This window comes from Streptomyces sp. Tu 3180 (assembly GCF_009852415.1).
In the GTDB taxonomy this organism is placed as follows: Bacteria; Actinomycetota; Actinomycetes; order Streptomycetales; family Streptomycetaceae; genus Streptomyces.
In genome coordinates this window covers 4,532,982-4,546,319 of sequence record NZ_WOXS01000002.1, presented here as the reverse complement: position 1 = coordinate 4,546,319, position 13,338 = coordinate 4,532,982, and the positions used below count along the sequence as shown (strand labels likewise).

Here is a 13,338-nt window from a genome sequence, read left to right as displayed (position 1 = left end):
GCATCCCCCTCGCAACTACAGGCGTGCTGTGGAGGGGCCGGGCCGCCGAAGAGCCCGGTCCCCCTCGTGCTTCACTTCTGCCGCCCGGGCGCACCGGCCCGGGAGCGCAGGTCAGTCGGTGGCCGCCACCGCTTCCTCGACCGAGGTGTGGATCGGGAACACCTTGGTGAGGCCGGTGATACGGAAGATCTTGAGAATGCGCTCCTGGTTGCAGACCAGGCGCAGCGAGCCCTCATGGGCACGGACGCGCTTCAGGCCGCCGACCAGCACGCCGAGTCCGGTGGAGTCGAGGAAGTCCACACCCTCCATGTCGACGACAAGGTGGAAACTGCCGTCGTTCACCAGCTCGACCAGCTGCTCGCGCAGCTTGGGCGCGGTATATACGTCGATTTCGCCACCGACCCTGACGATCGTGCGATCGCCCATGGTCTCGGTCGACAGGGACAGGTCCACGGATCCTCCAGCACCTAGCTATCGAGCGGTCGCCCTCGGGGCATCTCGGCTCAGCCCCCGGGACGGTTCGCCAGCCGCGATGGCATTCAATCACTTACCGGCAGGCGTGCACGACGCCTTGGCCCCATTGTCCGTCACGCCAGTGACACACTCGGTGCCGATGGCCAAGAATCACCGATCCGATCGACCCCCGACGGACACCGCTCCCGGCACCGCACCGGGCACGGTCCTGGACCGGCTCGCGTCCGGACCGAGCCGGGCTTCGCGCATCACTCATACGGAGCACTTGCCCCCGCGCGCGGGTCGCCATGCCGTCTGGCCGGACCGGATCCGCGCGGAGGTCGTCGCCGCCGTGCAGGCCGCCGGCATCGACCATCCCTGGGCCCACCAGGCGCGTGCCGCCGAGCACGCCCTGGACGGCGAGTCGGTGGTGGTCGCCACCGGCACGGCCTCCGGCAAGTCCCTGGCGTACCTCACGCCCGTCCTGTCGACGCTCCTGGACGGCGCCGAGGCCCCGAACGGCCGCGGCGCGACAGCCCTCTACCTCGCCCCCACCAAGGCCCTCGCGGCGGACCAGTGCCGGTCCGTGAAGGAACTTTCACAACCTCTGGGCCATTCGGTGCGCGCGGCCGTCCACGACGGCGACACGCCGTTCGAGGAACGCGAGTGGATCCGTCAGTACGCCAACTACGTGCTGACCAACCCGGACATGCTGCACCGGGGCATCCTGCCGTCCCACCCCCGCTGGTCCTCCTTCCTCAAGGCGCTGAAGTACGTCGTCGTCGACGAGTGCCACACCTACCGGGGCGTCTTCGGCTCGCACGTCGCCCAGGTGCTGCGCCGGCTGCGGCGCCTGTGCGCCCGCTACGGGTCCTCGCCGGTGTTCCTGCTGGCCTCCGCGACCGCCGCCGAGCCGGCGGTCGCCGCCCGCCGCCTCACCGGCCTGCCGGTGGTCGAGGTCGCCGACGACGCCTCACCGCGCGGTGAACTGGTGTTCGCCCTCTGGGAGCCGCCCCTGACCGAGCTGCACGGCGAGAAGGGCGCACCCGTCCGCCGCACCGCCACCGCCGAGGCCGCCGACCTGCTGACCGACCTCACCGTGCAGGGCGTCCGCTCGGTCACCTTCGTGCGCTCCCGGCGCGGCGCCGAACTGATCTCCGTGATCGCCCAGGAACGCCTCGCCGAGGTCGACCGCTCACTGGCCCGGCGGGTCGCCGCGTACCGGGGCGGCTACCTCCCCGAGGAGCGCCGCGCCCTGGAACGGGCCCTGCACTCCGGCGAGCTCCTCGGTCTGGCCGCGACCAACGCGCTGGAGCTCGGCGTGGACGTCTCCGGTCTGGACGCCGTGGTGATCGCCGGGTACCCGGGCACCCGGGCCTCCCTGTGGCAGCAGGCCGGCCGCGCGGGGCGGTCCGGGCAGGGCGCCCTCGCCGTCCTGGTCGCCCGCGACGACCCGCTGGACACCTTCCTCGTCCACCATCCCGAGGCCCTGTTCGACCAGCCGGTGGAGTCCACCGTCCTCGACCCCGACAACCCCTACGTGCTCGCCCCGCACCTGTGCGCGGCGGCCGAGGAACTGCCCCTGACGGACGAGGACCTCGGTCTGTTCGGGCCCGCCGCCGCGGGGATCCTCCCGCAGCTGGAGGCCGCGAAGCTGCTCCGCCGCCGGACCAGGGCCTGGCACTGGACCCGCCGGGAGCGGGCCGCCGACCTCACCGACATCCGCGGGGAGGCCGGCCGGCCGGTCCAGGTCGTCGAGGCCGGCACCGGCCGGCTGCTCGGCACGGTCGACGCGAGCGCCGCCCACACGAGCGTCCACGAGGGCGCGGTCCACCTGCACCAGGGCCGCACCTATCTCGTCCGGTCCCTCGACCTGGAGGACTCCGTCGCCCTGGTCGAGCAGGCGAACCCGACGTACACGACGGTCGCCCGGGACACGACGTCGATCTCCGTGCTGGAGACGGACACCGAGATCCCGTGGGGCGACGGCCGCCTGTGCTACGGCTCCGTCGAGGTCACCAACCAAGTGGTCTCCTTCCTGCGCCGGCGTGTGATCACGGGCGAAGTGCTGGGCGAGACGAAACTCGACCTCCCTCCTCGTACGCTGCGCACCCGCGCGGTGTGGTGGACGGTCACCGAGGACCAGCTGGACCGGGCCCGGATCGGTCCGGAGATCCTCGGCGGCGCCCTGCACGCCGCCGAGCACGCGTCGATCGGCATGCTGCCGCTCTTCGCCACCTGCGACCGCTGGGACATCGGCGGCGTCTCGGTCCCCCTCCACCCCGACACCCTGCTGCCCACCGTCTTCGTCTACGACGGCCATCCGGGCGGTGCGGGCTTCGCGGAACGCGCCTTCCACACCGCCCGCGCCTGGCTCACCGCCACCCGTCAGGCCATCGCCTCCTGCGAGTGCGAGGCCGGCTGCCCGTCCTGCATCCAGTCCCCCAAGTGCGGCAACGGCAACGACCCCTTGCACAAACGGGGCGCGGTACGGCTGCTCACGGTGCTGCTGGAGGGGGCGCCGGCCCGGGGGCCGGCGGAGGCGGAGGCCCCGCCCGCGCCCTGATCTCGGCGGTGAACGGACCCCGGCCCGCCGCCACCGACACGTCCGAGACCTCGCCGACGACCACGCACCGCACGAGCCGCGTGCCCTGCTCCCGGGCCACCCGGTCCGCCCGGGCGCAGGCGGCCGTACCGCCCCGCGTCCAGTGGTCCGCCGCCGCGAGCGCCGCGAGGTCCGCGCCACCAGCGGCGCGGTGCCGGACCACCACCGCGTGCCCGAGGGCCAGGACGACACCGAAGACGGCACACAGCACGGCGATCGCCCCGACGCTCCAGACGGTCGCGGAACCCCGGTCGGCGGAACCCCGGCCGGCGAAATCCCGGCCGGAGCCCCGCCCGGACCGGTGATCGAGGTACGTACCGGGCCCGCGACCGGCGCGGGCGCGCCCGCGCCGGTCGCACCGGGGCCTCCGGCCGGGGCACCGGCCGGCCCCGGGCCTTCGCACCCGGTGCCCGGGCCTCACGCCTCCTCCCCCGCCGTCTCCTCCACCGCCGCCACGGCCTCCTCCCGTACGTCGAAGGGAAGCCCGTCCAGCAGCGGGGGCCTGGCCACGACGACCACCCGGACGTGCCCGGCCTCCCGGCTCACCGTGACCCGCGCGCCGGACGGTGCCGCCCCGCGGGTCACCTCGACGACCGCTGCGGGCGCGTCCTGCCGGGCCGCCGCGCGAGCGCCCGTGCGTGCCGCGTCCACGCACCGGATCTGTGCCACCACCACCAGCAGCCCGTAGACCAGCGCCGTCGCGAACATCACCAGCACGGGCAGCACCACGGCCGACTCCGCCGTCACGAACCCCCGGTCGCGGCCCCGCTCACATCCGGCCATCGAGCGCCTGCTGCACGATGTTGCGCAGCGCCGTGCCGACCGGCCCGCTGGTGACCACTTTGTAGAGCACCACGGCGAACGCCACCGCCGCCACGATCCCCATCGCGTACTCGGAGGTCACCATTCCCGCGTCCCTCCGCACCGCACGCACCCTGCACACCAGGGCACGCAGCCGTGCCCGTACCGCCTGATACATCTCGACTCCCTGAAAAGGTCGTGTTGGAACACCGCGTGAAACACCACTCGTCCGTGCGGCCCGCTCGTCGGCCGCCCGCCAGGTCACCGCCCGTCAGTCACCACCGCCCCCTCCCAGCACCCCGCCCGCGAGCCCGATCACCACGGGCAGCACGCCGACCGCGACGAACGCGGGCAGGAAGCACAGCCCCACCGGCGCGCTGACCATGACGGCCGCCCGCCGGGCCCGTGCCGTCGCCGCGCGGGCCCACTCCGCGCGGGCCCCGGCGGCGAGCCGGGCCACGGGGCCGGACAGGGGGAGCCCGGACACGTCGGCCCGTTCCAGCAGCCGGGCCAGGGCCGCGGCACCCGGCAGCGCGGCCAGCCGCTGCCACGCCGCACCCGGTTCTCCACCGAGCCGCACCTCCGCCGCGCCCCGTGCCAGCGCCTCTCCGACCGGTCCGCCCAAGGTGTCTCCGACGGCCCGCGCGGCCGTCACCGGGCCGGCGCCCGCCGCGATGCAGGCGGACAGCAGGTCGGCGGCGAGGGGCAGTTGACGCGCCGCCCCGGCCGCAAGGCGCTCCCGCTCGCGCGTGTGCGGGCCGTCCGCCGCCCGACGGCGCCGCCACCGCCGCAGTCCGGCTGCGGCGACCAACCCCACCGCGACGCCGGTGGGACCGCCCACCAGCGCCCACCCGGCACACGCCACGCACACGGGCGGCAGCCAGTTCCGCGCGGTGTCCGGCACCCTGAGACGCGGGACGGCCACCGCGGGCTCCGGGGCCAGCACCTCGGCCAGTCGCCGCCGCGCCCTCCGCCCGCGCCGCGTCCGCTCCCCCCACCGCACCAGCCACACCAGCGCCGACACCGTCCCCACCACTGCCCCCAGCCTGTGGACGACGTCCCCGCTCACCCGGCCGCCTCCTCGGCACCCCGCACGATCCGCAGCACCCACCACAGCCCCAGCCCCTCCAGCACCCCGCCGGCCGCCAGACAGCCCAGCCCCGACGGTGTGTGCAGCAGGACGTGCAGCGGGTCGGCGCCGAGGGCGGTGCCGAGCGCGAGCCCCACCGCCGGGAGCGCGGCGAGCATCACCGCCGTGGCGCGGGCGCCGGCCAGCTGGGCGCGCAGGTCGGCACGCTGGTCGCGTTCGGCCCGCAGTGCCGCTTCCAGCCGGTCCAGTCCGTCCGCGAGCCCAGCCCCCTGGTCCACCGCCACCCGCCAGCACGCGGCGAGTCCGCGCAGTCCCTCGGCGCCCGGCCGTCCCGCCGCCGCCGCGAGCGCCTCCGGAACGTCCCCGCCGAAGCGCGCCGCCGCCAGCACGGCGGCCTGCGCGTCACCGAGCCCGCCGGAGTCCCGCGCGGCCGACACGAGCGCCGCACCCGGCTGTCGCCCCGCACGCACCTCCCCGGCGAACGCGCCGCACAACGCGATCACCGCGTCCCCACGGCTCTCGCGCGCCCGGCGCTCCCGGGCGGCCAGCCGCACCCGCCGCAGCAGGGGCACCCCGGCCGCTCCCGCGACGACGGGCAGCACCGACGAGCCCAGCACCGCCAGCACGACCCCGGCGGCCAGCGACCACCACTCCGCGTGCCACCGCTCGCGGATCCGCCGCCACTCGCGGGCCACGCGGGGCCGTCCCGGTGGCCCGCTCCCGGCCGCCGCCCCGTCGGCCAGCAGCAACCGCGCCCGCCGGGCCCCGGCCCGCCCCCCGCCCAGCAGCCAGGCCGCGGTCCCCAGACACGCCACGGCCGCGCCCACCGACATCCCGGTCGTCGTCCCGGCCGTCCCGGCCGTCATCCGGGCCGCCGTCCCGACCGCCGTCCCGATCGCCCCGTTCATCCCCCGGTCCCCTCTCGCAGTCCCCCGCCGCGGTCCGTGAGCCGCAGCAGCCCCCGCAGCCGCTCCCACCCCCGCTCGCGCGCGAAGGCCTCCGGGCCCCACCGCAGCGCCGGCACCGTCCGCACCAGTCCCGACGGGTCCCGTTCCAGCACGTGCACCTCCGAGATCCGCCGCCGCCCGGTCCGGTCGCGCACGAGGTGCAGCACCACCGAGAGGGCGGCCGCCAGCTGGCTGTGCAGCGCGAGCCGGTCGAGCCCGGCCGCCGTACCGAGCGCCTCCAACCGGGCCGGTACGTCGGCGGCGGCGTTGGCGTGGACCGTCCCCGAGCCGTCGTGGCCCGTGTTGAGGGCGGCCAGCAGATGGACCACCTCCGAGCCGCGCACCTCGCCCACGACCAGCCGGTCCGGCCGCATCCGCAGCGCCTGTCGCACCAGGTCCTCGAGGGTGACCAGCCCCGCGCCCTCCTGGTTGGCGGGCCTGGTCTCCAGGCGCACGACGTGCGGGTGGTCGGGCCGCAGTTCCGCCGAGTCCTCGGCCAGCACGATCCGCTCGTCCGGCCCGACCAGCCCCAGCAGGGCGCTCAGAAGGGTCGTCTTGCCGCTGCCGGTACCCCCGCTGACGAGGAACGACAACCGGGCGTCCAGCAGCGCCCGCAGCACGCGGTCCCCGCCCGGCGGCACCGTCCCGGCCGCCACCAGCTCGTCGAGCGTGAAGGCGCGGGGCCGCACCACCCGCAGGGACAGACAGGCGCACCCGACGGCCACCGGGGGCAGCACCGCGTGCAGCCGTGTCCCGTCGGGCAGGCGCGCGTCGACCCAGGGCCGGGCGTCGTCCAGGCGCCGGCCGGCCACGGCGGCCAGCCGCTGCGCGAGACGCCGGACGGCCACCGCGTCGGGGAAGGAGACGTCGGTGAGCTCCAGCCCTCCGCCCCGGTCCACCCAGACCCGGTCCGGCGCGGACACCAGCACGTCCGTCACCGACGCGTCGGCGAGGAGCCGTTCCAGCGGCCCGCTGCCGACCAGCTCGGAACGCAGCTGCTCGGCGGCCCCCAGCACTTCGGCGTCCCCGAGCACCCGTCCCTGCTCCCGCAGCGCCTGCGCCACCCGCGCGGGCGTCGGCTCGGCCCCGCTCTCGGCCAGCCACCGCCGCACTCCGTCGAGCAGACCGGGCGGCATCACCGCTCCGGTCGTCACCGGCCTCCTCATGCCGTCCTCGCCTCCACCAGCGCCCGCTCCCAGAACTCCTTGCAGAAGCGGGCCAGGGGCCCCCGGCCCGACGCCCCGGGTGGTTGCCCCGTCCCGTACGGGCGCTGCAGGGCGGGTTCGACGGGCACCTCCCCCGCCAGGGGCAGTCCGAGCAGCCGGGCCACCTCACGGTCGTCCAGGCCGGGCGCGTACGGCCCGCGGACCGCCGCCCGCAGATCGCGCAGGACCATGCCCACGGCGGAGGCGACGCGCCCCGCCGCCGCGACGGCGCGCAGTTCCGCGGGGACCACGAGGAGCCCGAGGTCGAGCTGGGCGAGGACCTCGGCGACCCCGTCGTCGACGCGGCGCGGCAGGTCGACCACGACCGTGCCGCCCCCGCGCCGCGCCGCGGCGAGCACCGCGCGCACGGCCTGGGGCGGCACGGCGACGCAGTCGCCGCGGTCCCAGCTGAGCACCCGCAGCGCGTGCAGTTCGGGCAGCGACTCCTCCAGGGCTCCGCCGCCGACCCGCCCGCGGGAGGCGGCGAACGCCGGCCAGCGCAGCCCCTCGGCCGTCTCCCCGCCGAGGACCACGTCGAGTCCGCCGCCCAGCGGGTCCGCGTCCACGAGGAGCGTGCGCAGTCCCTCCCGCGCGGAGGTGACGGCGAGCGCGCACGCGAGCGTGGACGCGCCCGCCCCGCCCCGGCCGCCGATGACGCCGACCGTCAGGGCGGGCCGTCCGACGCCCTCCGCCACGTCGGCGATGCGGTCCACCAGCCACTGCTCGCCGTCGGGCAGCATCAGCACGTGGTCGGCGCCGATCTCGACGGCCCGCCGCCAGACCCCGGGATCGTCCTGGTCCCGGCCGACCAGCACCACTCCTCGTCGTCGCGGGGCCCCGCGCACGCGCCGTGCGGCGTCGTCCCCGACGAGGACGAGCGGCGCGGCCTCCCAGCCGCCCCTCGACTCCGGCACCCCGTGGTGGACCTCCGGCGTGGCGCCGGCCGCCGCGCACAGGCGCAGCAGGTCGTCGAGGAGTCCGGCGTCCTCGGTGACGATCAGCGGTGCGCCCTGGTGGCCTCCCCCGGAGGCGGGCAGCGGATCGCGCGTGACGGTTCCGGCCATGTTCGTCCCTCTTCGCTGTGTCTCTCGCGCGGCCCGCGCGGCCCCGCGATTCCCGACGTGTGGGGAGCCGGCAAGCGTCTCCCTGCGGAAGGCAGACGGAAACCGGCCCTGCGCGACCCGACAAACGACGAACCGGGTGTGAACTCGCGGCGAGCGGGACGCGCTGGAATCACGGTGCGGCGATCGGGGAAATCACGTGGATCTTGGTCGAAAACTGTGGATGCCCCGGCGGTTGTGAATATCGCTGTCACTCATACCGGTGAGGGCCGCGCATCTCCTGTGTGAATCCCGCAGAGCAGTCCTGCGGCTACCCACGGTTATATTTCATGTGCATGACAACAACCTCCCGTCCACGGCACCGGAGCGGCGCCCGGACCGCGGAAGGAGGAGGAAAACCCACCCGGACATGCGACGACCCCCGCCGGGGGGGAGAGCGGGGGTCGTCCCCACGGCCGACTCGGGGGGGGGAGGAGCCGGACCGGGTTAGCACGGTCGCGAACGATCCGTGACTTCCATGGTGTACCCGAGAGCCCTCTCAGGCAAACCCACACGCCCCACCTTACGCCGAATGGGCTGCACCTATGCTCAGGGGCGTGGAAAACCACTCGTCGCCCCGCACAGCCGCCTTCTTTGACCTGGACAAGACGGTCATTGCGAAGTCGAGCACACTCACGTTCAGCAAGTCCTTCTACCAAGGCGGCCTGATCAACCGCAGAGCGGTCCTGCGCACCGCATACGCCCAGTTCGTCTTCCTGGCCGGCGGCGCCGACCACGAGCAGATGGAGCGGATGCGCAAGTACCTGTCCGCGCTGTGCCGCGGCTGGAACGTCCGGCAGGTCAAGGAGATCGTCGCCGAGACGCTGCACGACCTGATCGACCCGATCATCTACGACGAGGCCGCCACCCTGATCGAGGAGCACCACACCGCGGGCCGCGACGTCGTGATCGTGTCCACCTCCGGCGCCGAGGTGGTCGAGCCGATCGGCGAACTGCTCGGCGCGGACCGGGTCGTGGCCACCCGCATGGTGGTGGGCGACGACGGGTGCTTCACCGGCGAGGTGGAGTACTACGCGTACGGCCCGACGAAGGCCGAGGCGATCAGGGAGCTGGCCGAGTCCGAGGGCTACGACCTGGCCCGTTGCTACGCCTACAGCGATTCGGCGACCGATGTGCCGATGCTGGAGTCCGTGGGCCACCCGCACGCCGTGAACCCGGACCGCGCGCTGCGCCGGGAGGCCCTCGCGCGCGAGTGGCCGATCCTGGACTTCCACCGGCCCGTCCGGCTCAAACAGCGCTTCCCCGCGTTCTCCGTGCCGCCGCGCCCCGCCCTGGTCGCGGCGGCCGCCATAGGGGCCGCCGCGGCCACCGCGGGCCTCGTCTGGTACGCCAGCCGACGCCGCGCGCCCGCGGCCTGACCGCGTCGCGGACAACGCCCCGCCCACCGCCGGCCGCCCCGCACGGCGATGTCCGTTTGACGCGTCTTTGAACCTAAAAGTAAAGAAGCAGGGCCAGGACTTCCACTCACTTCATTCCTGGAGTACAAAGGACTCAACGGCCCGCGAGACCAAGGACATCCGAGAGGATCACCTTCACAACGCATTTGGCCCCACGGACCGAGCATGGACACCGGGCACCCACGCGACGTCGACCCGTCGATTACGGGCCAGCCGCACCAGGTGACGGGCAAAGTCCCCGACCTGATGGGCACATATCGAGGACGCTTGGTAACCCGGTGGACATGCCAGCGGCGGTACGAGTTCTCGTACCGCCGCATTCGCGCGAGGCCCCTCTTACGGGGCCTTTTCCTTTCTCACCCCACGCGTGTCACGCCGCTCCGCGCTGGAGCGCCTCGCACACCGCCGTCGACTCGCGCGCCCCGAGCTCGATCGCGCGCCCGCAGTGGGCGATCCACGCGGCCACGCCCTCGGGCGTGCCGGAGACGTAGCCCTCCAGGGCCGCCAGATAGGCCTCGCGCCCCAGTTCGGCGTGTCCCACCTCGGCCGGGCAGACCGCCTTCGGGTCGAGACCGCTGCCGACCAGGACGATCCGTTCGGCGGTCCGCGCGACCAGGCCGTTGTGGGAGACGAAGGGACGCAGGGCGAGGAGCTCGCCGTGGACGACGGCGGCCGTCACCAGCGCCGGGGCGGAACCGCCCGCGATGATCAGTCCGGACAGCCCCTCCAGCCGGCCGTGCGCCTCCGCGGCGCTCGGCAGCCCGAGCCCGATCAGGGGCTCGTCGACCGCCTCGCCCTCCTGCCGGGGCCGCCCGACCTGCTCGGCCCTGTCGGCCGCCGCCACCAGGTGCAGCCTGGCCAGCACCCTCAGGGGCGACTGCCGCCAGATGGACAGCAGCTGGCCCGCCTCGGCGCTCAGGCGCAGGGCCGCGCCCATCGTGCGCGCCTCGGCGTCGCCGCCGAAGTCGCTGCGCCGGCGCACCTCCTCCAGGGCCCAGTCCGCGCCCGCGAGCGCCGCCGAGCCGCGGGCGCCGCGCAGCGCCGCCTCGGAGGTGATCTCGTTGCTGCGCCGCCGCATGACCCGGTGCCCGTAGACCCGGTCCACGGCCTTGCGCACGGACTCCACGGAGTCGGCCACTCCCGGCAGGGAGCCCAGGGCCGCGAGGGGGTCGGCGGTCGCGCCTGTCGTACTCATGAGTACGACACTACGCACCCCGGGCGCCGGCCCCACGATGGAGTGGTCTTCTTCACGCCCGACCGCCACCTACGGCCACTCGTCCACTACCCTTAGTGAACATGAAAATTGCTTTCGTTGGAAAGGGCGGCAGCGGAAAGACGACCCTGTCCTCCTTGTTCATCCGTCACCTCGCGGCCGAGGGCGCCCCGGTCGTCGCGGTCGACGCCGACATCAACCAGCACCTGGGAGCCGCGCTGGGCCTCGACGAGGCGGAGGCGGCCGCGCTGCCCGCGATGGGCGACCACCTGCCGCTGATCAAGGACTACCTGCGCGGCACCAATCCGCGCATCGCGTCCGCCGAGACGATGATCAAGACGACGCCGCCCGGTGCGGGCTCCCGGCTGCTGCGGGTGTGCGAGGACAACCCGGTCTACGACGCCTGCGCACGGCCGGTGGAACTCGACGGCGGGGCCGTCCGTCTGATGGTCACCGGCTCCTTCACGGACGCCGACCTGGGGGTCGCCTGCTACCACTCCAAGACCGGAGCGGTGGAGCTGTGCCTGAACCACCTGGTGGACGGCCCCGGCGAGTACGTCGTGGTGGACATGACGGCCGGTTCGGACTCCTTCGCCTCCGGCCTGTTCACCCGCTTCGACATCACGTTCCTGGTGGCCGAGCCGACCCGGAAGGGGGTCTCCGTCTACCGCCAGTACAAGGAGTACGCCCACGACTTCGGCGTCACCCTGAAGGTCGTCGGCAACAAGGTGCAGGGTCCGGACGACCTCGACTTCCTCCGCGCGGAGGTCGGGGACGACCTGCTCGTGACGGTGGGGCACTCGGACTGGGTCAGGGCCATGGAGAAGGGCCGGCCGCCCCGTTTCCCGCTCCTGGAGGAGCCGAACCGCCGGGCCCTGCGCCTGCTGCACACGGCCGCCGACGCGACGTACCGGCTCCGCGACGGGGAGCGCTACACCCGCCAGATGGTGCACTTCCACCTGAAGAACGCCCGGTCGTGGGGCAACGAGCGCACCGGGGCCGACCTGGCCGCGCAGGTCGACCCGGACTTCGTGCTCGGCGAGAGGGTCACGGCGCCCGTCTGACGCTCACCGCTTCGCCGCCGGCGCCCCGGGCACGCCCTTGGGGGCCGGGGCGGGAGCGCCGGACAGGAAGGACTTCCAGCCCCGCTTCGGGGCCTCGCCGACGTCCAGGGTGCGCAGCTTCGCCAGTGTCTTCGGGTCCTGGGCGTCCAGCCAGTCCACGAGCTGCCGGAAGGAGACGCAGCGCACCTCGGACCTGGTGCACACCGCCTCGATGACCTCCTCGACGGCGCGCATGTAGGTGCCGCCGTTCCAGGACTCGAAGTGGTTGCCGATGATCAGGGGCGCGCGGTTGCCGCGGTAGGCCCGTTCGAAGCCCCGGAGCAGGCCGTCGCGCATCTGATCGCCCCACATCTCGTGCTTGTCCGGGTCGCCCTGGGTGGTGGTGCCGGACTGGTTGACCATGAAGTTGTAGTCCATGGTGAGCTGCTCGAAGGAGTGCCCGGGGAAGGGCACGAGCTGCATCGACAGGTCCCACAGACCGCGTTCCTTCTTCGGCCACACCTGGTTGTTGACCCCGCTGGTGTCGTAGCGGAAGCCCAGGTCGCGGGCGGCCCTCATGAAGTTCTTCCGCCCCTCCAGGCACGGGGTGCGGGCGCCGATGAGCTCCTCGTCGTAGTCGAAGGGCAGCGGGGCCTTGCTCTTCATGCCGGTGTTGGTCTTCCAGGTCTTCACGAAACGCTTGGCCTGGGCGATCTCGTCCTTCCACTCCGCCACCGACCACTCGCCGACCCCGCCGCCGCTGCCGCAGAAGTGCCCGTTGAAGTGGGTGCCGATCTCGTTGCCCTCCAGCCAGGCCAGGCGCAGCTGCTTCACGGTGTCGGCGATGCCCTGCCGGTCGTTGAAACCGATGTCGGAGCGGCCCGGGGAGTGCCGCGGCGGGCGGTACAGGTGGCGTTTCTCCTCCGGGAGCAGGTACACGCCGCTCAGGAAGTACGTCATGGTCGCGTTGTTCTCCTTGGCGACCCCGCGGAAGTGGGAGAAGAGCTTCTGGCTGTCCTCGCCCGCCCCGTCCCAGGAGAAGACGACGAACTGCGGCGGCCTCTCGCCCGGCTTCAGCCGCTCGGGCCGGGGCAGGCGCGGCTGCGCCCCGGTGTACGCGGTGGAGCCGTCGCCGATCAGCCGGACGACGTTCTTCGGCGCGGGGGCCGGCCCGGCCTTCTCCCGGCCCCCTTCCCGCTCGCGGGGGCCGTCGGTGCCGGTCCCGCAGCCGGCCAGCGAGACGACGCACACCGCGGCGACGACGGTGCCCGCGGCGATCCTGTGGGTGGCGGCCATCCGCCCACCTTCTTCCTTCTCTCGGACCGACCCCGATGGGGGCGATGTCTGGTGCCGCGCCGGCCCGGACCGACGGCGCCGCCAACGTCGCACGGAACCGAGAAGGAATAAGTACGACAAGCCGATGAAATGACCGCTTCACTCGCGAGAATGATTGATTAGTCCAT

Annotated in this window: 12 protein-coding genes and 1 pseudogene; 3 read left to right on the top strand and 10 right to left on the bottom strand. The window is 74.0% G+C overall.

The window, feature by feature from the left end; genetic code table 11:
* Positions 1 to 111: 111 nt before the first annotated feature.
* Entirely contained in the window at positions 112 to 453 is a 342-nt protein-coding gene (bldG, locus tag GL259_RS21385) for an anti-sigma factor antagonist BldG (RefSeq protein ID WP_003991900.1), read from the bottom strand.
* 79 nt (positions 454 to 532) lie between these two features.
* Between bldG and GL259_RS21380 the strand changes: the two genes are divergently transcribed.
* Positions 533 to 3,019 (top strand): DEAD/DEAH box helicase, encoded by a 2,487-nt coding sequence (locus GL259_RS21380; RefSeq protein ID WP_166461538.1) that lies wholly within the window; start codon positions 533 to 535, stop codon positions 3,017 to 3,019.
* Here GL259_RS21380 and GL259_RS38865 read toward each other — a convergent pair.
* The 7 genes and pseudogenes from GL259_RS38865 to ssd all read right to left on the bottom strand — a co-directional run.
* Positions 2,952 to 3,317 (bottom strand): annotated as a pseudogene (locus GL259_RS38865) (Rv3654c family TadE-like protein); the annotation flags it as partial. The gene GL259_RS21380 and the pseudogene GL259_RS38865 sit on opposite strands and share 68 nt — an antisense overlap.
* A gap of 158 nt (positions 3,318 to 3,475) precedes the next feature.
* Complete coding sequence (locus GL259_RS21370; RefSeq protein ID WP_159534973.1) at positions 3,476 to 3,841, bottom strand: TadE family type IV pilus minor pilin; 366 nt, start codon at positions 3,839 to 3,841, stop codon at positions 3,476 to 3,478.
* Positions 3,828 to 4,037: a DUF4244 domain-containing protein gene (locus GL259_RS21365; protein ID WP_159534972.1), complete on the bottom strand. Its 210-nt coding sequence runs from the start codon at positions 4,035 to 4,037 to the stop codon at positions 3,828 to 3,830. The genes GL259_RS21370 and GL259_RS21365 overlap by 14 nt, the downstream gene beginning before the upstream one ends.
* 93 nt (positions 4,038 to 4,130) lie before the next feature.
* Positions 4,131 to 4,928 carry a type II secretion system F family protein gene (locus GL259_RS21360; RefSeq protein ID WP_159534971.1) on the bottom strand — a complete coding sequence of 266 codons (798 nt, stop codon included), beginning with the start codon at positions 4,926 to 4,928 and terminating at the stop codon, positions 4,131 to 4,133.
* The gene (locus GL259_RS21355) at positions 4,925 to 5,782 is read right to left on the bottom strand and encodes a type II secretion system F family protein (protein WP_243762592.1); all 858 of its coding nucleotides are present in this window, start codon (positions 5,780 to 5,782) and stop codon (positions 4,925 to 4,927) included. The genes GL259_RS21360 and GL259_RS21355 overlap by 4 nt, the downstream gene beginning before the upstream one ends.
* 71 nt (positions 5,783 to 5,853) lie before the next feature.
* Positions 5,854 to 7,032, bottom strand: coding sequence for a TadA family conjugal transfer-associated ATPase (locus GL259_RS21350; RefSeq protein ID WP_243762591.1), 1,179 nt, complete (start codon positions 7,030 to 7,032; stop codon positions 5,854 to 5,856).
* 26 nt (positions 7,033 to 7,058) lie between these two features.
* A complete protein-coding gene (gene ssd, locus GL259_RS21345; protein WP_159534969.1) occupies positions 7,059 to 8,165 on the bottom strand; it encodes a septum site-determining protein Ssd in 1,107 nt (368 codons plus the stop codon).
* A gap of 581 nt (positions 8,166 to 8,746) precedes the next feature.
* Here ssd and GL259_RS21340 point away from each other — a divergent pair.
* Entirely contained in the window at positions 8,747 to 9,580 is an 834-nt protein-coding gene (locus GL259_RS21340) for an HAD family hydrolase (RefSeq protein ID WP_159534968.1), read from the top strand.
* Between the two features lie 409 nt (positions 9,581 to 9,989).
* On the opposite strand, the gene GL259_RS21335 is transcribed toward GL259_RS21340, so the two are convergent.
* Positions 9,990 to 10,814, bottom strand: coding sequence for an oxidoreductase (locus GL259_RS21335; protein WP_159534967.1), 825 nt, complete (start codon positions 10,812 to 10,814; stop codon positions 9,990 to 9,992).
* Between the two features lie 101 nt (positions 10,815 to 10,915).
* Here GL259_RS21335 and GL259_RS21330 point away from each other — a divergent pair, with 101 nt between their 5' ends.
* Positions 10,916 to 11,896 carry an ATP-binding protein gene (locus tag GL259_RS21330; RefSeq protein ID WP_159534966.1) on the top strand — a complete coding sequence of 327 codons (981 nt, stop codon included), beginning with the start codon at positions 10,916 to 10,918 and terminating at the stop codon, positions 11,894 to 11,896.
* A 3-nt stretch (positions 11,897 to 11,899) separates the two neighbouring features.
* Here GL259_RS21330 and GL259_RS21325 read toward each other — a convergent pair whose 3' ends face one another.
* Complete coding sequence (locus GL259_RS21325) at positions 11,900 to 13,171, bottom strand: hypothetical protein (RefSeq protein WP_159534965.1); 1,272 nt, start codon at positions 13,169 to 13,171, stop codon at positions 11,900 to 11,902.
* Positions 13,172 to 13,338 lie beyond the last annotated feature (167 nt).

Bases quoted from the DNA above. Each gene is read 5' to 3' on its own strand.
- GL259_RS21380 (WP_166461538.1), top strand. From the start codon at position 533: ATGGCATTCAATCACTTACCGGCAGGCGTGCACGACGCCTTGGCCCCA.
- GL259_RS21340 (WP_159534968.1), top strand. From the start codon at position 8,747: ATGCTCAGGGGCGTGGAAAACCACTCGTCGCCCCGCACAGCCGCCTTC.
- GL259_RS21335 (WP_159534967.1), bottom strand. From the start codon at position 10,814: ATGAGTACGACAGGCGCGACCGCCGACCCCCTCGCGGCCCTGGGCTCC.
- GL259_RS21330 (WP_159534966.1), top strand. From the start codon at position 10,916: ATGAAAATTGCTTTCGTTGGAAAGGGCGGCAGCGGAAAGACGACCCTG.
- GL259_RS21325 (WP_159534965.1), bottom strand. From the start codon at position 13,171: ATGGCCGCCACCCACAGGATCGCCGCGGGCACCGTCGTCGCCGCGGTG.
- ssd (WP_159534969.1), bottom strand. From the start codon at position 8,165: ATGGCCGGAACCGTCACGCGCGATCCGCTGCCCGCCTCCGGGGGAGGC.
- GL259_RS21370 (WP_159534973.1), bottom strand. From the start codon at position 3,841: ATGGCCGGATGTGAGCGGGGCCGCGACCGGGGGTTCGTGACGGCGGAG.
- GL259_RS21355 (WP_243762592.1), bottom strand. From the start codon at position 5,782: ATGTCGGTGGGCGCGGCCGTGGCGTGTCTGGGGACCGCGGCCTGGCTG.
- GL259_RS21365 (WP_159534972.1), bottom strand. From the start codon at position 4,037: ATGTATCAGGCGGTACGGGCACGGCTGCGTGCCCTGGTGTGCAGGGTG.
- GL259_RS21350 (WP_243762591.1), bottom strand. From the start codon at position 7,032: ATGCCGCCCGGTCTGCTCGACGGAGTGCGGCGGTGGCTGGCCGAGAGC.